20 protein-coding genes and 1 pseudogene are annotated in these 22,849 nt (G+C 40.2%); 7 read left to right on the top strand and 14 right to left on the bottom strand.

The genetic code is table 11. From position 1 onward, the window contains the following. The first annotated feature begins 26 nt into the window (after positions 1–26). On the top strand, positions 27–1,442 hold the full coding sequence (thrC, locus tag H3T75_RS05975; RefSeq protein WP_198211244.1) for a threonine synthase: 1,416 nt from the start codon (positions 27–29) through the stop codon (positions 1,440–1,442). A gap of 65 nt (positions 1,443–1,507) precedes the next feature. Here thrC and H3T75_RS05970 read toward each other — a convergent pair whose 3' ends face one another. Further along, positions 1,508–3,010 (bottom strand): sodium:proton antiporter, encoded by a 1,503-nt coding sequence (locus H3T75_RS05970; protein WP_078475313.1) that lies wholly within the window; start codon positions 3,008–3,010, stop codon positions 1,508–1,510. A gap of 104 nt (positions 3,011–3,114) precedes the next feature. Beyond that, the gene (locus tag H3T75_RS05965) at positions 3,115–4,053 is read right to left on the bottom strand and encodes a Dyp-type peroxidase (RefSeq protein WP_078475312.1); all 939 of its coding nucleotides are present in this window, start codon (positions 4,051–4,053) and stop codon (positions 3,115–3,117) included. Between the two features lie 332 nt (positions 4,054–4,385). Between H3T75_RS05965 and H3T75_RS05960 the strand changes: the two genes are divergently transcribed. Continuing rightward, positions 4,386–6,116, top strand: coding sequence for a cation:proton antiporter (locus tag H3T75_RS05960; protein WP_198211243.1), 1,731 nt, complete (start codon positions 4,386–4,388; stop codon positions 6,114–6,116). Between the two features lie 134 nt (positions 6,117–6,250). On the opposite strand, the gene H3T75_RS05955 is transcribed toward H3T75_RS05960, so the two are convergent. From H3T75_RS05955 to H3T75_RS05900, 11 genes and pseudogenes are all read right to left on the bottom strand, one after another. Continuing rightward, positions 6,251–7,636, bottom strand: coding sequence for an MFS transporter (locus H3T75_RS05955; RefSeq protein WP_232335777.1), 1,386 nt, complete (start codon positions 7,634–7,636; stop codon positions 6,251–6,253). 95 nt (positions 7,637–7,731) lie between these two features. Next, entirely contained in the window at positions 7,732–8,622 is an 891-nt protein-coding gene (gene cyoE / locus H3T75_RS05950) for a heme o synthase (protein ID WP_041880326.1), read from the bottom strand. A 9-nt stretch (positions 8,623–8,631) separates the two neighbouring features. Further along, positions 8,632–8,964, bottom strand: a complete 333-nt coding sequence (cyoD, locus tag H3T75_RS05945; protein ID WP_025330405.1) for a cytochrome o ubiquinol oxidase subunit IV — start codon at positions 8,962–8,964, stop codon at positions 8,632–8,634. Beyond that, positions 8,961–9,572: a cytochrome o ubiquinol oxidase subunit III gene (locus H3T75_RS05940; protein WP_025330406.1), complete on the bottom strand. Its 612-nt coding sequence runs from the start codon at positions 9,570–9,572 to the stop codon at positions 8,961–8,963. The genes cyoD and H3T75_RS05940 overlap by 4 nt, the downstream gene beginning before the upstream one ends. Continuing rightward, positions 9,572–11,557, bottom strand: coding sequence for a cytochrome o ubiquinol oxidase subunit I (gene cyoB / locus H3T75_RS05935; protein WP_025330407.1), 1,986 nt, complete (start codon positions 11,555–11,557; stop codon positions 9,572–9,574). The genes H3T75_RS05940 and cyoB overlap by 1 nt, the downstream gene beginning before the upstream one ends. A gap of 19 nt (positions 11,558–11,576) precedes the next feature. Continuing rightward, positions 11,577–12,467, bottom strand: coding sequence for a ubiquinol oxidase subunit II (gene cyoA / locus H3T75_RS05930; protein WP_025330408.1), 891 nt, complete (start codon positions 12,465–12,467; stop codon positions 11,577–11,579). A 1,019-nt stretch (positions 12,468–13,486) separates the two neighbouring features. After that, positions 13,487–14,494, bottom strand: coding sequence for a porphobilinogen synthase (gene hemB, locus H3T75_RS05925; protein WP_078475310.1), 1,008 nt, complete (start codon positions 14,492–14,494; stop codon positions 13,487–13,489). Positions 14,495–14,853: 359 nt separating this feature from the next. After that, positions 14,854–15,401, bottom strand: a pseudogene (locus tag H3T75_RS05920) (LysE/ArgO family amino acid transporter). Positions 15,402–15,686: 285 nt separating this feature from the next. Then, positions 15,687–16,442 (bottom strand): endonuclease/exonuclease/phosphatase family protein, encoded by a 756-nt coding sequence (locus tag H3T75_RS05910; protein ID WP_078475308.1) that lies wholly within the window; start codon positions 16,440–16,442, stop codon positions 15,687–15,689. A 22-nt stretch (positions 16,443–16,464) separates the two neighbouring features. Then, entirely contained in the window at positions 16,465–16,908 is a 444-nt protein-coding gene (nudB, locus tag H3T75_RS05905) for a dihydroneopterin triphosphate diphosphatase (protein ID WP_037394082.1), read from the bottom strand. Beyond that, a complete protein-coding gene (locus H3T75_RS05900) occupies positions 16,901–18,334 on the bottom strand; it encodes a mechanosensitive ion channel family protein (RefSeq protein WP_084549762.1) in 1,434 nt (477 codons plus the stop codon). The genes nudB and H3T75_RS05900 overlap by 8 nt, the downstream gene beginning before the upstream one ends. A 318-nt stretch (positions 18,335–18,652) precedes the next feature. Here H3T75_RS05900 and rpsF point away from each other — a divergent pair, with 318 nt between their 5' ends. The 5 genes from rpsF to mltB all read left to right on the top strand — a co-directional run bounded on the left by rpsF (position 18,653) and on the right by mltB (position 21,255). Then, positions 18,653–19,036, top strand: coding sequence for a 30S ribosomal protein S6 (gene rpsF, locus H3T75_RS05895; protein WP_025330414.1), 384 nt, complete (start codon positions 18,653–18,655; stop codon positions 19,034–19,036). A gap of 19 nt (positions 19,037–19,055) precedes the next feature. Next, entirely contained in the window at positions 19,056–19,352 is a 297-nt protein-coding gene (priB, locus tag H3T75_RS05890) for a primosomal replication protein N (RefSeq protein ID WP_174831356.1), read from the top strand. A gap of 5 nt (positions 19,353–19,357) precedes the next feature. Further along, positions 19,358–19,588, top strand: coding sequence for a 30S ribosomal protein S18 (rpsR, locus tag H3T75_RS05885; protein WP_025330416.1), 231 nt, complete (start codon positions 19,358–19,360; stop codon positions 19,586–19,588). Positions 19,589–19,603: 15 nt separating this feature from the next. Next, a complete protein-coding gene (gene rplI, locus H3T75_RS05880) occupies positions 19,604–20,059 on the top strand; it encodes a 50S ribosomal protein L9 (protein WP_041880712.1) in 456 nt (151 codons plus the stop codon). 116 nt (positions 20,060–20,175) lie between these two features. Further along, positions 20,176–21,255 carry a lytic murein transglycosylase B gene (gene mltB / locus H3T75_RS05875; protein ID WP_084586542.1) on the top strand — a complete coding sequence of 360 codons (1,080 nt, stop codon included), beginning with the start codon at positions 20,176–20,178 and terminating at the stop codon, positions 21,253–21,255. Positions 21,256–21,604: 349 nt separating this feature from the next. On the opposite strand, the gene H3T75_RS05870 is transcribed toward mltB, so the two are convergent. After that, positions 21,605–22,762: a hypothetical protein gene (locus tag H3T75_RS05870; protein WP_198211242.1), complete on the bottom strand. Its 1,158-nt coding sequence runs from the start codon at positions 22,760–22,762 to the stop codon at positions 21,605–21,607. Positions 22,763–22,849 lie beyond the last annotated feature (87 nt).

Here is a 22,849-nt window from a genome sequence, read left to right as displayed (position 1 = left end):
TATGATTAAATCATACGGGAGAAACAATGAAATACATTAGTACCAGAGGGCAGACCGCGCCAAAAAGTTTTAGTCAGGCATTAATGGCAGGTCTGGCAGATGACGGTGGTTTATTATTACCACAAAGCTATCCGCATATTGATACATTTACTCTTCATGAGTGGCGGTCATTAAGTTATGCTGAACTGGCTATGCAGATTATCAGTCTGTTTGCTACTGATATTCCTAAAGCAGATTTACAGAAGATAGTTAATAAGACATATACAAAAGAAATATTCGGAAGTAATGAGATTACTCCGGTCAGAACTTTGCATGATGGAATTCTGATTGAAGGACTTTCAAATGGTCCGACGCTGGCATTTAAAGATATGGCCATGCAATTATTGGGTAATTTGTTTGAGTATGTGCTGGAACGTGAAAACCGCTTTCTGAATATTATCGGCGCCACCAGTGGCGATACCGGTTCTGCTGCTGAGTATGCTCTGCGCGGCAAAAAGCGGGTAAATGTATTTATGTTGTCCCCATATGGAAAAATGAGTGATTTCCAGCGTGCTCAGATGTATAGCCTGAAAGACAGTAACATTTTTAATATTGCTGTTAAAGGCATGTTCGATGATTGCCAGGATATTGTAAAAGCGCTGCAGAATGATCATGCTTTCAAGGCACACCATCATTTAAGTACAGTTAATTCTATCAACTGGGGTCGTATTGTTGCGCAGGTGGTGTATTACTTTAAGGGCTATTTTGCGGCTACCAGCACAAATGAACAAAAGGTTTCATTCTGCGTACCCAGTGGTAATTTTGGTAATGTGCTGGCAGGACATATTGCCCGAAGCATGGGCCTGCCTATTCATCGCCTGATTGTTGCTACAAATGAAAACGATGTGTTGAATGAATTTTTCAATACCGGCCATTATTGTCCCCGTGATGCGGCACATACATTTGTTACTTCAAGCCCATCTATGGATATTTCCAAAGCTTCTAATTTTGAACGCTTTGTTTATGATTTGCTTGACCATGATGGTTCTCATGTGCAAAAACTCTGGCAGCAGGTTGCAGCAGGCAATGGATTTGATTTAAGCCATATGCTGAATAAAATTCAGCATCAGTATGGTTTTGCTGCTGGTAAAAGTACTCATACTGATCGTTTGCAAACCATTGCTCAGGTGTATCGGGAGGATAATGAGCTGATTGATCCGCATACAGCAGATGGCGTAAAGGTAGCGCGACAGTTGCGCGAAGCAGGCGAAATCATTGTGTGTCTGGAAACTGCTCTGGCAGCTAAATTTGCACAGACTATTCATGAGGCAGTTGGAAGTGATGTAACCATACCGCGCCCTGATAATCTAGACGGACTGGAAGATTTACCACAGCATGTTACCGTGATGGATAATGATGCGGCTGCGGTTAAACGGTTTGTGGAAACACAATTGGATAAATAAAAGTAGATGTAAGTTTTTTCAAATTTTAAAGGCCGGCATGGTTATGCCGGCCTTAGTTTTTCAAATTAGAAATTATCTGGATTTTCCAGTTTATCTACTTTCTGTTTTAATTCTTCAGGAGTCAGTGCAATTTCTTCACTTGGATTAGCCGCTGCAGTGGCTACTGCAACAGGATTATAGACAGAAATGTATTCTGATCCGTCAGAACGATCCTCAATAGTGTACATCACTCCGCTGCGGTTGAAACGGTGGCACTGGCGCTGATACCAGCCTCTGAACCCAGTTTTAGGTTCATTTGGGTTGTAATAGAATGCGTTGAGTATTTCCGGTAAGCCAAGGCCACATACCACACCGGAAAGCAATACACAGATAAATGTATAACCAACCAGAATATCGCTGTATTTAGCCAATGCCGGCATATTGGCTACAGCCAGTATCAGGGCGAGAGAGATACCACCGCGTACACCCCCCCAAGATAAAATGGTAAGGCTGCCATGGTAGCTTTTCTTATATACTTTCGGAAACAACATAAATGCCAGTATGTTTCCGGCAAAACGGCTCAGATGCAGTAATACGAAAGCTATAATACCGCCGATAACCAGAGTTTTACTCATATCAACGATAAAGAGTTCCAGACCGATTAAGGTAAACAGAAATGAATTGATGATGCCTTCTACAGCGTGCCAGAAGTTATTAACATCATCTATTTCTTTTTTCTGTAAAACTTCCTGCCATTTATTTCCAACGATCAAACCGCCGACAACACAGGCAATCGGGCCGGACGCATGAGCAAAATAAGCCACCAGATAAGAACCGGAAGCCAGCAAAGCTGTTGTCAGAATCAGTGATTCATTTTCATGTTTGCCATGCAACAGGCGCAATGCGCCAATGCCGAAAATAAACCCGATAATAACGGCAACAACAATTTCATAGAAGAAATTTTCAATAACACCTAAAGGAGATACGTGCTGACCATTAATCAGAGTAAGAATGGTCATAAATACAACGATACACATGGCATCATTAAATAATGATTCACCTTCCAGTTTAACCATTAAATGGCGTGGGGTACGTACTGAGCTCAGTACGCCTTTAATCCCGATAGGGTCTGTTGCACCCAGAGCAGAGCCCAGTAACAGCAGAACCAGCAGAGGAACATGATCGCCGACCAGAAACTGAAACCCATAAAGCAGACCGCCAAACAGCACTGAGCACAGCAATAATCCCAGAGTGGCCAGAATCAGAATTTGTCTCCAGTAACGTTTTAAATCAGAAATCTTAAATTTAAGAGCAGAGGAGGTCAGAATAAAGCAGATTACGCCGTTTACCAGAAAATCATAAAAATTAATATGACTTACGGCTGCCTTTAAGGCCATGATATCTACATGGATAAAATGATTGCGTCCGAATAAATTCATGCCCCATTGCAGTGCAAACACCAGAATGGCTGAAACAATCGGTACACCAATGGCCTGCGGCATATCAAATAAGCGTTTATTTAATAATGTGGTGACAATAGACAGTGAAAAAATAACCGTTATTGCCTGTAAAAAAAGTACACTACCCATGCAAACAGTTTTCCTTTATTTAAGTATTGTAATAAGTTGCTGATGAATCGAATCTGTCGCAGTTTGTAGCAGGTTCCCCTTGAATCAAAACTTGCAATAATAACTTACGAATCAAATTCATCCAGTAAATCAGGTGCTGGAATAAAATAGAGACTGCCGCTTACCGGTGTGCTGAAATCCAGCAGACGGTCTACGTGACCTTCGTCATTTCCGGTAAACATATGCTGCAGCATTTGGCGTGTTACTGCAAATGAACGTGCATAACCGATAAAAAACGTACCGTACTCATTTTTTGACGGATGAGCAAATGCTACATTGGCACGAATAATTTTCAGTTCATTGCCTTGTGCATCATAAGCCTTACTCACGTTACTATGTGCAGTTTTCGGCTTTTCTTCATCAGAAAGCTCAATGTCATTAAAACGGCGCCGGCCAATGACTTTTTCCTGTTCTTCTACTGATAATTGCCGCCATGCCTGCATGTTATGCAGATATTTCTGAGTAAAAGCATAACTGCCGTTGCGAAATAACGGATCTTCATCACCCACCAGAGCATATTCTGCTTTGGATACATCTTCCGGATTTTCAGTACCGTCAACAAAACCGATGATAGCGCGACCATCCAGATAACGGAAACCACTTACTTCATCAATGGAATAAGTCGCATCAGCCAGTAATTCATCAATCATTGCGGCCATTTCATAACAAATATCCTGACGATCGGCACGGATATGAAAGAAAAGATCGCCAGCTGTCGCTACAGCAGTATGTTTTTCGCCTTTAATAGCAGTAAAAGGAGTCAGTTCTTTAGGCTTTGGTTTGCCCGGCCGCAGCCTGTCCCAGGCTTCCGAACCAATCCCCATTAATGCATTAAAATTTTCATCATGAAACCGGCCATGCATACTGCGTACTAACGCTGAAAAACCAGTAATAAATTCGAGTACCTTGGTAATCGCTGCCTGATTATTCTGTATCCCTAACGTAATAAATAAAGCACTTTTACCCGGATAAGCTAATACTGAAGGTGTTCTGTATATTGTCATTAATAAATACTTTCCTAAACCATTATTATAATGAAATCAACGTACATTATTAAGTACAAACTGACATGAATTTAAATATTTTTAACTATGTCATAAAAAATCGCCTGTAAATATGTTCAGCACAGTAAACCGAACCGAGTAATAAATCCGGCTTTTCTCACTGCCTGTATTAGTAACGCAATTAGTAAATGGGGATACTTATACATAAGATATGAAAATTATCGATAAAATATGATAATTATAACCTAAAAGCGTATAAAAGCTTTTATTTGCTGATATTTTTCCGCTAGTATAGATTACTTACTATTATTTACTATTACCCTGAGAAAGCAATGCATCACTCATTTCCACTGGTTGAAACCATCGTAGGTGGTTTATTTTTCGCCTTTGTGCTCGGTTATATCGCACATAAGCTGCGGATGCCCCCGTTGGTCGGCTATCTGCTGGCCGGCATAATTGTCGGACCGTATACCAAAGGATTTACTGCTGATATACATTTATCACAGCAGTTGGCCGAACTGGGCGTGATTTTGCTGATGTTTGGGGTGGGGCTGCATTTTTCCATTCGCGATTTACTTGCAGTTAAGCGGGTAGCGATACCGGGTGCACTTATCCAGATTGTTCTGGCTACCTTACTTGGCTGGCTGCTTGCCTATCTGGCCGGCTGGACAACAGGTGCGGGTATTGTCTTTGGATTGGCTCTATCTTGTGCTTCAACTGTTGTCTTAATAGCGGCTTTACAGCGCTGGCATTTGGGGGATTCTACACAGGGGCGAATTGCTACCGGCTGGCTGATTGTTGAAGATATTGCCATGGTGTTTGTGCTGGTGATGATTCCGGCTCTGGCACCGGTTTTATCAGGAGAGGGTGCTGTTTCCAGTGCAAATCTGCTTTATTTACTGGGCAAAACCGGAGCACAAATCATTGCATTTATACTGGTTATGCTTTTTCTTGGTCGCAGAATAATTCCATGGTCTTTACAGCGTGTAGTGAGCACAGGAAGTCCTGAGTTGTTTCGTTTGGCTGTCATTGCTATTGCTTTAGGCTGTGCCATACTGGCCAATTATTTCTTCGGTGTGTCGTTTGCTCTGGGTGCTTTTTTTGCCGGAGCCATCATCAGCGAAACCAGTATGAATCACACTGCTGAAGAAGCATCCGGCGGCTTACGTGATTTTTTTACCGTACTGTTTTTTGTTTCAGTGGGTATGCTGTTTGATCCTAGTATTATTGTCCGTAACCCACTATTACTCTTAGCCACTTTATTGGTGGTAGTAATAGGTAAAAGTGCGGGAGCATTTTTGATTGTGCGTGTATTCGGCTATCCGCCTCAAACTGCACTAACAATTGCTGTTGCGCTGGCTCAGATCGGTGAGTTTTCCTTCATGATTGCCAGTCTGGGCGCGGTATACAATATTTTGCCGCAATTAGCCAGTGATCTGATTCTGGGTAGTGCACTAATATCCATAATCTGTAACCCGTTTTTATTTGTCTGGCTGAACCGCTATCTGGAAAAACAGTCACAGCAAAAATCTTCTGCTACAACCATTGTGTCCGAGAGTAATCGATTATCGGATAAACCTCATGCAAAAGTAGCTGCACCAATTAAACCGGTTTCAATCTATTTTGTAGATGAAGATATGGCTATTGCTCCTGCGGTGAGCGATCATACGGTATTGGTGGGTGCAGGCCCGGTCGGACAAGAAATAATCAGACATTTGCACGCACGTAATGAAACAGTCTATGTACAGGAAAATCGTTTAGAAGTTGTTACCGAGTTGCGTGCACGTCAGATACCTGTGGCCTATGGGCATGCATTATCAGATGGGATGCTGGATGCTGTATTTGTCGCTCAGGCTAAAAATCTGATTATTACTATTCAGAATAAAACTGAAGTGATATCAATTATAAAGGCTGCTATCGCGCTTAATCCGCAACTGCACATAGTCACATTCAGCAGATATGAACAGGACAAACAGTTGTTTATTCAGGCAGGAGCAACCAAAGTTGTTGATAGTCAGCTCGTACTGGCCAATGAAATTATGCAAGCATTCGGACAGGTCTGAAAACTGACATTGATTCCAATAGAAAAATATAATTTTTTATTAGTTTTTAAAATAATCCAGTATCCTGAAAATGATATTTTTTGAAACAGGCGTAAATCGATAATTATCTAATATTGGTTTGCGCCTGTTTTGGTTTAATTACTTATAGTATCGATGAATACTTCCAGTTGTTCACGGTTAGTAATTTTGCTGTCTATTTTGATATATATACTGTGTTCTTCAGGAATAATTAGTACCTGATGTACACCAGCCTGTTCAAGTAATTGTTGTCGGGCATTGTCAGGTAAAACACGACCCTGTTTCAGGATAATGCGCAGACTGGCCAAATAGGGTGGTTCGTGCATTGTCAGACTCAGCAGAAGCCAGATAAAAGTTAATCCTGTGCCAAAGATAAAAACACTATGTGCACCGGTATGTGCAGCTAGCCAGCCTCCGATTGTTCCTCCGCAGGCTACGCCCAGAAACTGCCCAGTTGCATAGATGCCCATTGCAGTGCCTTTATAACCTGCCGGTGCTTCTTTACTGACCCATGAAGGCAAGAGTGCTTCCATCAGATTAAAAGCAATAAAGAATAATAAAACACCTGTGACAAGCGGCCAGAAAGAAATATTAGCCAGCCATAATACACTTTCAGCAATTAATAGTCCGGCAACACACAAGATAAACACTTGCTTCATTTGCCGTTTGCTTTCAGCGTATATAATTGGTGGCAGAACAGTTATGAAAGCAATCAGCATCGTGTATAAATAAATCTGCCAATGTCTGGCTGCCGGAAAGCCTGCCTGTTCCAGTTGTATAGGCAGTGCAACAAAAGTCGACATAAGCAGAAAATGCATGCAGAAAATACCGATGTTCAGCTTAAACAGGGCAGGGTTGCGCAGTACAGTACCAAAACTGCCGCGTACAATGCCTGATTCACGGTTAAGTATATGAACAGTACTGTCGGGTACAAAAAACAATGTCAGGCCGATAGCAGCCAGTGCCAATACCGCAATAACCCAGAATAATCCGTGTAAACCTATTGCGTGTGTAATGATAGGTCCGCAGACCATGGCAATTGCAAAAGTGATACCAAAGCTAATACCAATAAAAGCCATGGCTTTGGTGCGGTTTTGTTCGCGCGTCAGGTCAGATAATAATGCCATTACAGCTGCTGCGATAGCACCACTGCCTTGTAATGCACGTCCCAGTATGACTCCCCAGATAGAGGATGTTAAGGCAGCAATAATGCTGCCCAGAGTGAAAATCAGCAAGCCGCCTACAATTAAAGGTTTACGCCCGAAACGGTCAGACCACAAACCAAAAGGAATTTGTAATATAGCCTGCATCAGACCATAAATTCCGATTGCCAGTCCGATCAGGCTTTCACTTGCTCCCTCTAATTTCATACCATAAGTAGTCAGAACAGGAAGAACCATAAACATGCCCAGCATACGCAGCGAAAAGACTGCCCCTAACCCCCAAGTTGCACGCCTTTCGGCAAGATTCATGTGTGTATCGGTGTTGTTCTTGGAATTCATGTTTAATACTGCTTAAAAGAAAAACCTGCCTATTGTAAAAGAAACAAAGGCAGGTTGGGTTGGTTTGCGTATTGTTATATATTTATGTCACGGTATCAGCCAGCAAAGCTTAATACAGTTTGTGAGGCCGGAGTCATAAAATCTACCGACATCATTATGCTTAAGGTAGTGATAGCAATAATCGAAAACACAAACAGTTTGCGCGCCCATATACGATCATTATTCTGTGCTTTATAGCCGGATAATGCCATACACAGCCACCACACGCTGACAGCCGCAGCAACGACCAGATATTTGTAGCCGGCGTAACCGCCTATTGACAGCATCAATGTTGCAAACATAAAGGCAATAATATAAAACGTGATATGGTGTTTTGCTACAGCAATGCCTTTTACTACCGGTAAAACCGGAATATTAGCCGCCTGATAATCCTTAAAGCGGTAAATCGCGATTGCATAGGAATGTGGCATCTGCCAGAGACTGAAAATCGCCAGCAGAATAAGTGCACCTGCATCAAAATTATTGCTTACAGCGCAATAACCGATTACTGGTGGTGCGGCACCCGACAGACTGCCAATTAAAGTTCCGTAAACTGAATGCCGTTTCATATAGAGACTGTAAATCCCTACATAAACCACAAAGCCCATTACAGATAACCACATGGCTAAGGGATTTGCGCCAAAATAAAGCACAACAAACCCGGCAATACCCAGTATCGTGGCCAGTGCAAATGTTACGCGGGCAGATGCTAAGCCCCGCACAAGCACACGATTCTTAGTACGCTCCATTTTCGGATCAATATCACGGTCAATCAGATTATTAAACGCACAGCCGGAGGCTACTACCAAAGACACGCCCAGCAGGGTAAGGATTAGCAGGTAGCCGTTTATGCTGCCTTTTGACGCCAGCAAAAACCCGCCGACAACCGAAATCAGGTTGCCGACGATAATACCTGGTTTTGTTACTTGCAGGTATGGCTTAATCATGAACTGCCTTTAACCTAACACCATGTTTGCGTTGAGGCTCCACATAATCCAGATGGAAAGACCTACTAGCAATACAATCACAATAGCAGTGAAGATAAATGAAATCAGATTCCAGCGTTCTTCAGGGTTACTGCCCAGATGCAAAAAGCATACCAGCTGAACAATAAGCTGCAAAACGGCAGTAATGACAATCACGGCAAACAGAGTTTGTTTATCAGCGGACTGATTCATTACCATCATAAATGGAATCAGAGTTAAAACTACAGACAGGATAAACCCGATAATGTAGTTTTTAGCACTGCCATGTTGTGGGATATGGTCTTGATGGTTTGACTGACTCATAACGCTACCCCCATCAGATATACAATTGAGAACACGCAAATCCACACGATGTCCAGAAAGTGCCAGAACAGGCTCAGGCAGTTGATGCGCATGCGGTTAACACTAGTAAGACCGCGTGAAGCTACCTGAATCATCATTACAGCCATCCAGATTAAACCGGCAGTAACGTGCAGACCGTGGGTGCCGACCAGAGCAAAAAAGCCAGAAAGATAACCACTGCGGTCAGGACCCATACCACTTGTAATCAGGTGATGAAATTCATACAGTTCCATCCCGATGAAGCATGCACCGAATACAAAAGTAATCACCAGCCATAATAAAACCTGACTCTGATTATTGCGATTCATTGCCAGCACGGCAAAGCCGTAAGTAATGGAACTCAATAAAAGAGCAAAAGTTTCTACCAGCACAAAAGGCAGCTCGAAAATGTCTTTGCCGCTTGGACCACCTGCTGTGCCCGGCAGGAGCACGATATAGGTGGCAAACAGACAGGAGAACAAAATCAAGTCACTCATCAGGTAAATCCAGAACCCGAATACCTTCAGTGAACCGTTGTCGTGGTGAGCGTGCTCATGCGCACTACCGTGAATCAAGGTTTCAGTTGACATTATTTCAGTCCTGCTTTAGTTAATTCATTAAAACGTTTGCTTTCAATGGCTTCGATTTCAGCAACCGGAACGTAGTAATCCACATCCGTGTCAAAGCTCTTGACAATAATGCTGATAATCATGCCGGCAAAGCCAACGATAGCCATCCACCAGATATGCCAGATCAGGGCAAAGCCGCAAATCATTGAGAACACTGCAATCACCAGACCGGCAGCAGTATTTTTCGGCATATGAATTTCTTCATATTTGGCTGGTTTCTTGTAAGCAATACCTTTTTCTTTCTCATCCCAGAATGCATCACGGCTTTCAACCTGTGGCTGCACAGCGAAATTATAGAAAGGTACAGGGGAAGAAGTAGACCATTCCAGAGTACGACCATCCCACGGATCACCCGTAACATCAAGGTTTTCCTTACGATGCAGGCAGGAAACTACAACTTGAATCACCATGCATACTACACCCAGAGCGATAATGGCAGCACCACTGGCAGCAACGCACAGCAAATTATGGTAAGCCGGATCAATGTGCTGACTCAGACGGCGGGTCATACCCATGAAGCCCAGTGCGTATAAAGGCATGAATGCTACAAAGAAGCCGATAAACCAGCACCAGAAAGCCCGTTTGCCCCATTTTTCATCCAGCTTAAAGCCGAATGCTTTCGGGAACCAGTAGTTAAGTGCTGCAAACAATCCAAACACTACACCACCGATAATGGTGTTATGGAAGTGAGCGACTAAGAACAGACTGCCATGCAATACAAAATCCGCACCCGGCACAGCAAGCAGTACACCGGTCATACCACCTACAGAGAATGTAATGATAAAGCCTACAGTCCACAGCATCGGCACATGGAAGGAAATACGACCTTCATACATGGTAAACAGCCAGTTGAAGATTTTTACCCCGGTCGGGATAGAAATAATCATGGTTGCGATACCGAAGAATGCGTTGACATTGGCACCTGAACCCATGGTAAAGAAGTGGTGCAGCCATACGATGAAAGACAATATGGTGATACACACAGTTGCCCATACCATTGAAGTATAGCCAAACATGGTCTTGCGTGAGAATGTAGCTGTAACTTCTGAATACACACCAAAGATTGGCAGTATCAGAATATATACTTCCGGATGACCCCATGCCCAGATCAGGTTGATGTACATCATCATGTTACCGCCCAGTTCATTAGTAAAGAAGTGGGTGCCGAGGTAACGGTCTAATGTCAGCATGGCAACAGAGGCTGTCAGGATAGGGAAGGAAGTCAGAATCAGAATATTGCTACAGAAAGATGCCCAGCAGAAAATAGGCATTTTCATCATAGTCATGCCCGGGGCACGCATTTTCAGGATAGTAGCAATAAAGTTAACAGCACTAACTGTTGTCCCGATACCTGATATCTGCAAACTCCATATCCAGTAATCAACACCTACCCCCGGACTGAATTCCAGACCAGACAGCGGCGGATAGGACAACCAGCCGGTTTGTGCAAATTCACCGATTCCCAGTGATAAGTTAACCAGTACCACACTTACAGCAGTAAACCAGAAACCCAGATTATTCAGGAATGGGTAGGCCACATCGCGCGCACCCAGTTGCAGCGGGATGACAAAGTTCATCAGGCCGATTACAAAAGGCATGGCAACAAAGAAAATCATGATTACACCGTGAGCGGTGAAAATCTGATCGTAGTGATGTGGTGGCAAAAAGCCGTCACTGGTACCTGATGAGGCTAAAACCTGCTGACTACGCATCATCACTGCATCGGCAAAACCACGAACCAGCATCACAATAGCGACAATGATATACATGATACCGATGCGTTTGTGGTCAACTGTAGTAAACCATTCTTTCCACAGATAGCCCCATTTATGAAAATACGTAATTGCACCTACCAGCGCCAGACCAATGACGATGATAGCTGTAATCGTTACCATGACAATCGGTTCATGGAACGGTATCGCATCTAAAGATAATTTTCCGAACATTGTTTATTTCCTCGCAAGCTTACTCAGCACTGCTGGCTGCACTGGCCTGTAGAGCAGCAGGCATATTGTGATTGGCAAATTTAGCAATCACGTTGCCGTACAAACCCGGATTTGCGCTGGAGAAATATTCCACTTTATGGAATTGACTAGGCGCAGCCAGTTTGTTGAATGAAGCCATGTCATTAAGTGTATTGGGCGACTGTTTCACCTTATCCACCCACTGATTGAAGCTGGCTTCATCCGGTGTCGCAATGGCAGTAAATTTCATGCCAGAGAAACCGGCACCGCTGTAGCTGGATGAAATACCTTTGTATTCACCTGCTGTATCAGCAACCAGATGTAATTTGGTTTGCATACCAGCCATAGCATAAATCTGGCTACCCAGCTGCGGAATAAAGAATGAATTCATCACTGTATTGGAAGTGATTCTGAATTCCACCGGGGTATCTTTCGGAAAAGCAATTTCATTAACAGTGGCAATACCCTGTTCAGGATAAATAAACAGCCATTTCCAGTCTAATGAAATTACTTCGATTACCACCGGTTTTTTATCACTTTCCAGCGGACGATAGGGATCCAGAGAGTGAGTGGTTTTCCATGTGATTGTTCCCAGAATGAGAATAATCAGGATAGGAATACCCCAAACTACGGCTTCGAGTTTGTTGGAATGCGCCCATTTCGGTGAATATTTGGCATTACTACCCTCTCTGAATTTCAGAGAAAATAAAACTGCCATGATAATCACCGGAATTACGACTATCAACATCAAGCCTAAGGCTGTCAGTATCAGTGTGCGTTCTTCCTGACCTATATGGCCTTTAGGGTTTAGCAGAGCTGCATCACAGCCGCTTAAAAAAAGCGAACCGATCAGCATCGTCAATACTATCCCTGAGAGCTTACTTAATTTCATGTAACGACCTCAACATTACGGGAAACACGATTAACGTTTGTAAAAAACGGGTGCTACTATTTTAAGACAATGTAGCTGAACTGTATATTGCAGTATTCAACACATTATTAAAAAACATAGCGGAATAAATAAAAAATTTTTAAAATATTTTTTATTATTTATTATATAAAACAAATATGTATATTAAAAAATTACTTTATATTTCTTTGTCGTGAAGATAAGAATACTGCTTTGATTTCCGATAAAATCCGTTTATTAACACATAAATGTCATTTTGAAAATTAGTTTAATATTTAAATTTATCATGAATAAACTTAAATTTTTATTAAATATAAAATGCTGATTTATATAGATAAATATAGGGTGTATGTTTTAAGAAAAAAACAGCAAGCTTTTTTTCTGAAAAAAAGAAGATAAATGTTAAGATTATAAAAAGGTTAATCTGTATCAATTTTGTGTGAATTATTTTAAAAAATAATTTTTTTTAAATAATTTCAACAATAATTAAAAGCCAGATCGTCTAATTGTTGTATTTAAAATTTTGTATTATATGGTTTTTTATGAACTCGTTTTGAAATAAACAAATATTCGGGTGTTGTAAAGGTATCGACTGAAATAAAATATTGATTGATTTCTTTTTGCAACATGGTTTAAATAATATAACTAAAGTAAACAATCTAATTCAAATTAGATAATTATTATCTTTATTGTTTTTATGCTTATTTTCCTTACTTGTTAACATTTGAGTAAATGTTTAGCAATTTTCATACCATTTTGCATATTTTCTGTATTGAATTCATATTTATTGTAATTTCTCAAAATAATCATTAAGTGTTTTAACTATCTGATTATCTATATTGTTAATGATATTTGTATGATGGTATAGAAGAATCAGTAATCAAATTCAAAATAAATCAGCATGCATTCAAATATAAATATATAAATGCATCGGTTTGCTTTCATACCGGCTGGGTTGTTTGCAAACTGATGCATTCCTGATGGCTATATATCTTTTTATTCTAGCTATTTTGTTGTAATTGCTGCGCTGCTTGCAAGGCAAAATAGGTCAGAATACCATCTGCACCGGCTCGTTTAAATGCAAGCAGGCTTTCTAAAATTACTTTATCAGCCTCGAGCCAGCCATTACTGATGGCTGCCTGCAGCATGGCGTACTCACCAGATACCTGATAGGCGTATGTAGGAACGCCAAATTCATCTTTAACCCGTCTGATTACATCCAGATAAGGCATACCCGGTTTAATCATTACCATATCTGCTCCTTCAGCTATATCAAGTGCTACTTCATGCAGTGCTTCATTGCTGTTAGCAGGATCCATCTGATAAGTATATTTATTACCTTTACCCAGATTACCGGCACTGCCTACCGCACTGCGAAACGGACCGTAAAAAGCTGAAGCATATTTGGCAGCATAAGACATAATCCGGGTATGAATAAAACTATTTTCTTCCAATGCTTCGCGGATAGCTCCGATACGTCCATCCATCATATCGCTTGGAGAAAGAATATCCGCACCGGCTGCTGCATGTGAAAGTGATTGTTTGATAAGCGCTTCTATCGTTTCATCATTTTTAATATAACCATTTTCATCCGGCAGGCCATCCTGTCCGTGGGTTGTATAAGGATCGAGAGCCTGATCTGCCATTACACCCAGCTCAGGAAAACGGGATTTCAGAGCACGGATAGCACGCTGAATGATACCGTTTTCATCCCATGCCGCCCGTCCGTCAGCGGTTTTGCTATCAGGATTGGGAACACCAAATAAATCCAGAACCGGTACGCCCAGTTTTAAAGCCTGTTCCGCAACTTTTAATAATTCATCAATAGATAAACGTTCTACTCCGGGCATGCTGTCAACAGGCATACGCCCAGTTTGTTCATGCACAAATACCGGCAAAATAAAATCATTGGCTGTCAGTATGGTTTCACGCATCATTCGCCGTGAAAAATCATCACGTCGCATACGCCGCATACGTGTATTGGGCATAATTCGAGGAGGAAAGTTCATAATAGTAATCCTGATTTTTAATAATTACAGCCACCTATAAGCTGGCTAAAATCACGTTCTGTAAAGCTTAGTGAAATTTGGATTGTTATTCTAAACCCTTTCAGGCAGGACTTCTAATGACATAATTTTGTACTGATTATTAATAAAAACTATTAAATTTTGGTTTGTAATTAAAAGTGTATTTATAAGATGTAATTAGGAAAAAGCATAATTGCTTTTAAAATTCCTTCTGTTTAGTATTTAATTAAAATTGATAAGCAGTAAATATTTGAAACAAAGTCTAAATGAGTTAATTGATAGAATAATTTTTTATTGCTGAAAGAAAGCTGATTTTTCAATGAAATTAGCGTTCAATATAACTATTTAGTGAAAATCAAGCTAAAACTTATACTCCACATAATAATCCCTATAACTAAGTCTAATATTTTCCATGAAAGATTTTGATTAAATAAAGGAGATAAAAATTTTGCACCATAGCCTAAAGAAAAAAAGAACAGCCATGAGGCAAGCATAACTCCAAGCGTAAATAGATGAAGATTATCTTTGAATGATACTGATATCGAACCAACTAAAATCACTGTATCCAGATACACATGTGGATTTAACCATGTAAAAGCCAGACATACTCCAATAACTTTCATTAAGGAACTTTTATCAATCAGGCTTGTTTTCAGCGCTGAATTTTGATTCAATGCAGAATAAAAACTTCGTATGCCATAAATAAATAAAAAACACCAAAATATTTGGCATAAATAATAATTTCCGGATAGCGGTTAAGTACTTTAGCAAATCCGGTTACCCCTAAATAAATCAGAATAGTATCTGATACTGAGCAGATCAGGCATACCCAGAAAACATATTGCTGCTTTAGACCTTGCTTTAAAACAAATGCATTTTGGGCACCAATAGCTATAATTTATAAAAAGCCAAGGCCTAGTCCTGATAGTAAAGCAAATATTGAGTTTAACCTATTAAACTATTGAAATATAAAATAATTAACGCAATTTCTATTACTTGTTATATCAAAGTATATTTATATAACAAGTTTATTTTATTAATAATTTTGCTGAAAGCTTTATTAATTCAATAGATACGACGGTTTTTAAAATTATTCGGAAAATGTCTGGATAAAAATAGCTTAGATGAAATCCAGCTTAGGAATAATGATTTAGATTCATTTGAAAACAGGTTATTAAGTTTTACTCAGAGGGCTGACAACTGCGTACAAAGGCAGATGGTCGGAGAGTTTTTGCCATGGCAGACCTGTTAATGGTTTTGCTTCATGTATTTCCAGATGGCGGGTAAAGATTCTGTCGAGACTTAAAATAGGCAGGCGGGCGGGAAAAGTTTTCGGTGCATGGCGATAAGCATAAAATGCATCATGCAAATTTAATTTTAAACCTAAAGTATCGTGAGAACGCTGGCGCCAGTCGTTGAAATCGCCGGCTAAAATTAATGGATTGGCCGGATCTATTTCACTTTGGATATAGTCATAAATAGTCTGATACTGTTTTATTCGGTCTGGTTCACGTAAGTTTAAATGGGCACACAGGCATACCAAAGGTCGTGTCCAGTGCGGGGGCTGTATTTCACAATGTAACAGTCCTCGTTGTTCAACACTGTTTACACTTATATCCAGATTATGACAGGTTACAATTGGCAGCTGACTTAAAATAGCATTACCATGATCGCGGTATTTATAACGGGCATTACGTCCGTAACTGACGTTATAGGCTAACTGTTCGCCGAGTACCTGGTAATGGGGTTTTTTGGGAAAATCCGGCATATTTTCTGCCCGTTTACTATTGATTCCTTGTACTTCCTGCAAAAACAATATGTCTGGTGCCAGCTGATGCAGTGCTGCCGCCATTTGAGGAAGCTGTACTTTTTTATTAAGTGCTGACATGCCTTTATGTATGTTATAGGAGGCAATAGTGATTTTATTCATGAAAATGGCCGGTGATTTTAAATTACCAGTGTTGGGGTAGTTGTAGTATTGCTGAACGGTTCGATGGCGAAAATACTTTTTCCGCAGCCTGTTCAGGCGAACACCATATATAGTCTAAATGTTCGCGTGGTGACAGAAGAATAGGTGTTTCTGCTGTAACACACAGGGAAAAGATATGCTCGGTATTATGAGTAACTCCGGGAGCATAGCGATGACGCCAGTGCGGATAAATTTCGTAGATAGTGGATTGCTGCCAGTTAAGAATATCATTGCTGTAAATGCCGGTTTCTTCTGCCAGTTCTCGTTTTGCAGTCTGTTCAATTGTTTCTCCCGGTTCCAGACTGCCAGTTACAGATTGCCAGAAATCCGGCTTATCTGCGCGTTCCAGTAGCAGTATCTGCCGGTTGTTATCATAAATAACAACCAGTACAGATACAGGTTGTTTATATGGTTTATTGTTAATCATGATGCTGTTGATGAGCTGAGCGATAAGATGAAACGCTTAATGCGGTGGGTAAGGGCTCCGGATAAGCTGAAGCAGTTTCAGTTTTTACTGAACTGGTTATAGTATCGCAGGTAATCGGATCTTCTTTATCATTGAGAATACGTATTTCCTGCTGCGGAAATGGAAATTCTATACCAACTTCTTTAAAACGATTCCAGATTTCCAGCAAAATTGCAGAATTGATACTTAGAAAACCATTTTCCGGATCACGAATCCAGTAATTAACATACAGATTAATTCCGGAATCAGCAAAGCCGGTAACATAACTGTTTGGTTTAGGATCATCGCATACTCTTGCCTGTTTGGCTGCAGCTTCTTTTAGTATTTCCAAAGCCTGAGGCAGATCTGTATTGTAGGCTACCTGTAAGGTCAGGTTGTTGGACATGATTTTACTAGAATAAGAATCATTGATAACTGTATTGGAAACAAAAGTATCATTCGGAATCAGGGCTTCTGAGCCGTCGCTGCTGCGTAGTACTACAAAACGGGCAGTTATCTTGGTTACATAGCCGGTGAAATTATTAATATTCAGTCTGTCGCCAGGACGCACGGAATGGTCTGCCAGAATGATAAAACCGGATACATAGTTGCTGGCAATTTTTTGTAAGCCCAAGCCAAGACCAACACCCAGAGCACCACCAAAAACAGAGAGAATAGTTAAGTTAATTCCTACCATAGGCAGGGCAATCAGTACGGCAACCACTACCAGTAATGTTTTGACAATTTTTACCAGTACATAACGCAGATTGACGTCGAGTTTTTCTGCTTTAAGAATACGTCTTTCGGTAAATCGGGACAGCCACATGGCAATAATAATGGCAATCCCGACAATAATACTGCCGGTAATGACAGTATACAGGCTCAGACTGGTTGAACCTATGGGCAGAGCCAGTGACTTGAGCAGGCGGACAATAAAGGTATCCAGACTGGTGAGCCATAGAATAAAACATACCCATAGGAATGTGGATAGTGAGCGCTCATAATGCTCATTAAAACGGTTATTCGGGATAGCGTTGTGCAACACGGCCATAATGATGCGAATCATCAGTAACCAGCGCGCAGTAAAAACAGTTATTTGTAACCATAATACCGACTCACCTGTGCCGGCACGCCAGATAATCATTGCAATAATAGTGCAGATAAATAGCAATACGGGCCATAGCAGGCGTGTAAACAGGTGGTACAGAAACGGAAATTTAATGTTGTTCTGGTTTTCAGTACGTTTGGATACGGCCGACAGCATTTGCAGGCTGAGCCAATAAGTACCAATCATAATCACCACTGCACAGGCCAGTTCCAGCCAGCCGGTAGTGGTTTTTAAACTATGTACTATCAGGCGTGCCAGAAATTCTTTGCGGGCAAACATGGAGTCAAAGTAGTTATTCATGGTAGGGCAAAGAAAAAATTTTAAAATTGACCTAATGGTAGGCGTTTTAATAGGTTTCTGTAAACTGTCGTTATTAAAATTATCAAATATAGATAACTAAGCTGTGCGTATGATATTGGTGAATAATACTTGTAAAAATGATGGTTTATTTAAAATTATTTATAAAAACATATTTTTGTTGTGATTTTAACAAATCAGATTAAGCAGGCAACTTATTATTTGATTCTGAATGCAAAGATGCTTATAATAGTTGGTTTTCCAACCTTGCCCTTTGCACTTTCGCATGGTAAAGGGATCGATTAGCCACAAGGAGTACTCATGCGTCATTATGAAATCGTGTTCATTGTCCATCCGGATCAAAGCGAACAGGTCGGTGCTATGGTTGAACGTTACAAAACCATGATTACCGAAGCTAATGGTAAAATTCACCGTCTGGAAGACTGGGGCCGCCGTCAGCTGGCTTACCCGATCAATAAAATTCATAAAGCACACTACGTGTTAATGAATATTGAAACCACACCTGAAGTGATTGACGAAATTGAAACAGCATTCCGCTTTAATGATGCTGTATTGCGTCATCTGACTGTAAAAATGGACGCAGCAGTGACTGAAGCTTCTCCAATGATGAAAGACGAGAAGTCTAAAAATCTGTTAGCAGGTAACAGCACTGAAACTGCTTCAGAAGAAGCAGCTGAAGCCTGATTAATTTACTGAGGCCGGTTTGCTGAATCAAATATACCTGTGTGCACAGATTAAAAGTCTGGACAATTTACGCTATACGCCTGCCGGTTTGCCGGTTCTGACCATGTGGCTTACCCATGAGTCATGGCAAACGGAACTGCAACAGCAGTATCTGGCAAAAGTGGAAATTCAGGCGAAAGCACTGGGCGATTTAGCTGAAAACTGGTCGTATCAGCCGGGAAATATGGTCGAAGTCAGCGGATTTCTCAGCCAGAAAGGTATATACCACTCCCGTCCGGTACTGCATATCCAACAAATTCGTGAATATAAAGGTTAAACGACATGGCTCGTCAATCATTCAAACGTAGAAAATTTTGCCGCTTTACTGCGGAAGGTATCAAACAAGTAGACTATAAAGCAGTTGATTTGTTAAAAGATTTTATTACTGAAAATGGTAAAATCATTCCTGCACGCATTACCGGAACCAAAGCACATTACCAGCGTCAGCTGTCTACAGCGGTAAAACGTGCCCGTTTTCTGGCTTTGCTGCCTTACACCGATCAACATAAATAATAAGGAAGAGTTATTATGCAGATTATTTTGTTAGAAAAAGTCGGTGGCCTGGGTAATCTGGGTGATCTGGTTAATGTAAAAAACGGCTATGCCCGTAACTTTTTGATTCCTCAGGGTAAGGCTCAGCGTGCCAATGCTGCCAATCTGGCTGCATTTGAAGAAAAACGTGCTGAATATGAAGCACATCAGGCTGCTGTTCTTGCTGATGCTGAAGCACGTAAACTGAAACTGGATGGTCAGAACATCAGTGTAGCGCAAAAAGCTGGTGTTGATGGTCGTCTGTTTGGTTCTGTAACTACTCATGATATTGCAGAAGCTATTAAAGCTGCTATTGGTGTTGAAGTAGTTAAAGCTAATGTGCGTTTGCCTAATGGTCCTTTGAAAGCCATTGGTGAATATGAAATCGAAGTAGCTCTGCACAGTGATGCTGTTGCTGCTATCACAGTAACTGTTGTAGCTGCTGCAGAATAAATATAACTGACACACATCAGGAAAGCGTAAGCTGTTCGGGTTAATCCGGACAGCTTTTTTGTTATTGATGGTAAAATTAGTTTAAACTGTGCATGAAGCATATACTAGGAACCATAATAATGAAATTAGTCAGGATGATAAGTGCAGCTTTGTTTCTGTCTGCTTGTCAAAGTACCCATCCAATTCAGGAAAAACCACTTCAGCCTACTGCTACAACCAGTGTATCGTCACCAGCTGATAATAAAGTGTTTGCTTTGACGGACAGTGGAATAGATTTACTGAAACGTAATGATGTAAATCGTTTTATTGATTTTGAAGTTAAGCGGGGACAATATAGCAGGGCTCAACTGGAAAATTTTTTCCGGCAGGTAAGCTACCGGCCAAGTATTGTTCGTGGTATGGATAAACCGGGAACATCCTTACCGTGGTATACATTTGTACAGAATAATGCCAATAATGTTCGTATTAATACCGGAAATATCTTCTGGAAAAATAATACCGGAATAATTCAGGCAGTATCAAAACGTTATGGAGTAGCGCCGCAATTGCTGGTGGCGATTGTCGGGATTGAAACCAATTACGGCAATACTATGGGCTCATATCGGGTTGCTGATGCACTGACAACATTGGGCTATCACTATCCGCGGCGGGCTGAATATTTTCAGCGTGAGCTATCTGAATTTTTGCAACTGGCTTATGAAGAAAAGCAGGATCCATTAAGCTTTAAGGGCAGCTTTGCCGGGGCAATGGGTATGCCACAGTTCATGCCATCCAGTTTTCGCCAGTTTGCCGTTGACTGGGATGGTGATGGACATCGGGATATCTGGCGTAATTCCGGTGATACACTGGCCTCAGTGGCCAATTATATGAAACAGCATGGCTGGCAGTCCGGAGCGCCGATTGCTGTTCCGGTAAATATGCAGCCAACACCGCGATTACAACAAATCATTGATGAACCTACTTCGCTTAAATACACCGCAGGTCAGTTGCGTCAGTTAGGCGTAGTCATTCCCGCGCAGATTAAAGATCAGGAAAAGGGTATTTTATATCGTCTGGAAAGATCTTCCGGCGAATATGATTACTGGTTTGGTCTGAATAATTTCTACACTATCTGGCAATATAACCACAGCCGGCATTATGTGGCAGCCGTTCGTCAGATTGCGAATAATCTGGCAGATGCCAATGCTAATTTATAAATGAATGTTCATTTGCAATCATCAGCCATCTTATTATACAGATGGCTTTTATTTTGCTATGGTAAGTAGTAATTGATTAAAATAATTATTAAAAAATTTAAATAAAGATGAAACTAATCTGGTGTAATTCTTACCTGTATTAATATTGCAGGATATTCAATTAAACCATAGTCAGATTTATCATTGAAATGAAAATGAATGTCTGATTAATGATTATTAAATTAGTTATAGTAGAAGCTATTAATATTAATTTATGTGTTCAAATAAGTTTTTATCTTTCATTGCAGATAACTCCGATTTAAAATTTTATCTAAGTATGGCTATTCGTGTTTATTAGATAATGAGTAATCTAGTGATTTACCTGCATTTCCTCGATAACACTTTCTATAATCTGATAAGCCAGTTTAGCTGCATCTAATTTTTGATTGATAGAATTTTGATCATCATTATCAGGATTATTCTTATAATTAATTGTAAAAGAGTATAAGTAGGAAACTTCCCAATTATTAGTAAAATCATGAGTTATATAGCATTTTAAATCATAATCAGTCGGGCAATTAATAACAAGAGGTTCCGTTACAGATGGTAACCAACCGGGATTGGGAACGGTTATGACATTATAGTAGTGATCAAAAAACTTAAACATTTGTACTTGATTATCAAATTTTAAATTTTCAATCAATTCAGTGTGATGATTCACTATTTCATAATTTAATTTTTCTTCTTTAGTATAAATATATTTATTATTCAGATCGTCTTGAAATTGTTGCCATGGACTTTTAGTATTCTTATCTTTTTTTATCAGTTCGAATTCAAGCCATTCAAATTTTATTTGTCTGGTTGCCAGATTTTCGCAATAGCTGGCCATTTTTTTTGAAACCGGATGTTGGCATAAAGTATTTAAATCAATATTTATTTTACCAATGGAGTCGATTAAAGTTGGTTGAGAAGCTGAAAACTGCCTGCAAAAATTCTTTTGAGCGGTATTAAAAATATAATCTTCTAACTTAGGAGCAAGGCTTCTAATCCAAAATGATGGATATTTGGAGATCGGGTAAATACGTAAGTTAATATCTTCTGATAAAGCCACTAATCGGCCATTTTGTTTGCATTCACTGTCTGGACGGTTTTGCCAGTATTCTATTAACGTCGGAGCGACAAGATAGGCTGGCCAGAAAAAGGTACATAAGAATGGCAAAACAATATAAACAATAACAGAATAAAATTTTTGCTTAATGCCTTGAAAATGAGTTGTGAAGGATTGACAGTAGCGAAGAATAACTGGAAAAAGTGCTCCTGTTATTGAAAATAAAAAAATATAGAAGTCAGCAAATATCAGGCTGAAAACTAACCATCCGGCAATAATAATGGCAAAGCCTATTTTGATAAATTTATAAATTTTTCCATAAACAATTATCAGGGTAGGAAGAAAAACGATGTAGAAAAAGGGCAGTATAAATATCCATACAAAAACATAACTATCAGTGTGATAATAAGGATGATCCATGTACAGGCTCACTAAAAATATCTTTTTAAAATTATATTGACCCTGTTATTAATATAAATTAATTATTTTATTTAAAACAAATAATAT

It is taken from the genome of Snodgrassella sp. W8135, assembly GCF_016101225.1.
Classification (GTDB): Bacteria; Pseudomonadota; Gammaproteobacteria; order Burkholderiales; family Neisseriaceae; genus Snodgrassella; species Snodgrassella alvi.
Note: the sequence above shows the minus strand (reverse complement) of the source record. Positions and strands in the feature narration are given on the sequence as shown.

What these genes read in the sequence shown, in the direction of transcription:
- thrC (WP_198211244.1), top strand. Translation starts at nt 27, where the DNA reads ATGAAATACATTAGTACCAGAGGGCAGACCGCGCCAAAAAGTTTTAGT.
- H3T75_RS05970 (WP_078475313.1), bottom strand. Translation starts at nt 3,010, where the DNA reads ATGGGTAGTGTACTTTTTTTACAGGCAATAACGGTTATTTTTTCACTG.
- H3T75_RS05965 (WP_078475312.1), bottom strand. Translation starts at nt 4,053, where the DNA reads ATGACAATATACAGAACACCTTCAGTATTAGCTTATCCGGGTAAAAGT.
- H3T75_RS05960 (WP_198211243.1), top strand. Translation starts at nt 4,386, where the DNA reads ATGCATCACTCATTTCCACTGGTTGAAACCATCGTAGGTGGTTTATTT.
- H3T75_RS05955 (WP_232335777.1), bottom strand. Translation starts at nt 7,636, where the DNA reads ATGAATTCCAAGAACAACACCGATACACACATGAATCTTGCCGAAAGG.
- cyoE (WP_041880326.1), bottom strand. Translation starts at nt 8,622, where the DNA reads ATGATTAAGCCATACCTGCAAGTAACAAAACCAGGTATTATCGTCGGC.
- cyoD (WP_025330405.1), bottom strand. Translation starts at nt 8,964, where the DNA reads ATGAGTCAGTCAAACCATCAAGACCATATCCCACAACATGGCAGTGCT.
- H3T75_RS05940 (WP_025330406.1), bottom strand. Translation starts at nt 9,572, where the DNA reads ATGTCAACTGAAACCTTGATTCACGGTAGTGCGCATGAGCACGCTCAC.
- cyoB (WP_025330407.1), bottom strand. Translation starts at nt 11,557, where the DNA reads ATGTTCGGAAAATTATCTTTAGATGCGATACCGTTCCATGAACCGATT.
- cyoA (WP_025330408.1), bottom strand. Translation starts at nt 12,467, where the DNA reads ATGAAATTAAGTAAGCTCTCAGGGATAGTATTGACGATGCTGATCGGT.
- hemB (WP_078475310.1), bottom strand. Translation starts at nt 14,494, where the DNA reads ATGAACTTTCCTCCTCGAATTATGCCCAATACACGTATGCGGCGTATG.
- H3T75_RS05910 (WP_078475308.1), bottom strand. Translation starts at nt 16,442, where the DNA reads ATGAATAAAATCACTATTGCCTCCTATAACATACATAAAGGCATGTCA.
- nudB (WP_037394082.1), bottom strand. Translation starts at nt 16,908, where the DNA reads ATGATTAACAATAAACCATATAAACAACCTGTATCTGTACTGGTTGTT.
- H3T75_RS05900 (WP_084549762.1), bottom strand. Translation starts at nt 18,334, where the DNA reads ATGAATAACTACTTTGACTCCATGTTTGCCCGCAAAGAATTTCTGGCA.
- rpsF (WP_025330414.1), top strand. Translation starts at nt 18,653, where the DNA reads ATGCGTCATTATGAAATCGTGTTCATTGTCCATCCGGATCAAAGCGAA.
- rpsR (WP_025330416.1), top strand. Translation starts at nt 19,358, where the DNA reads ATGGCTCGTCAATCATTCAAACGTAGAAAATTTTGCCGCTTTACTGCG.
- rplI (WP_041880712.1), top strand. Translation starts at nt 19,604, where the DNA reads ATGCAGATTATTTTGTTAGAAAAAGTCGGTGGCCTGGGTAATCTGGGT.
- H3T75_RS05870 (WP_198211242.1), bottom strand. Translation starts at nt 22,762, where the DNA reads ATGGATCATCCTTATTATCACACTGATAGTTATGTTTTTGTATGGATA.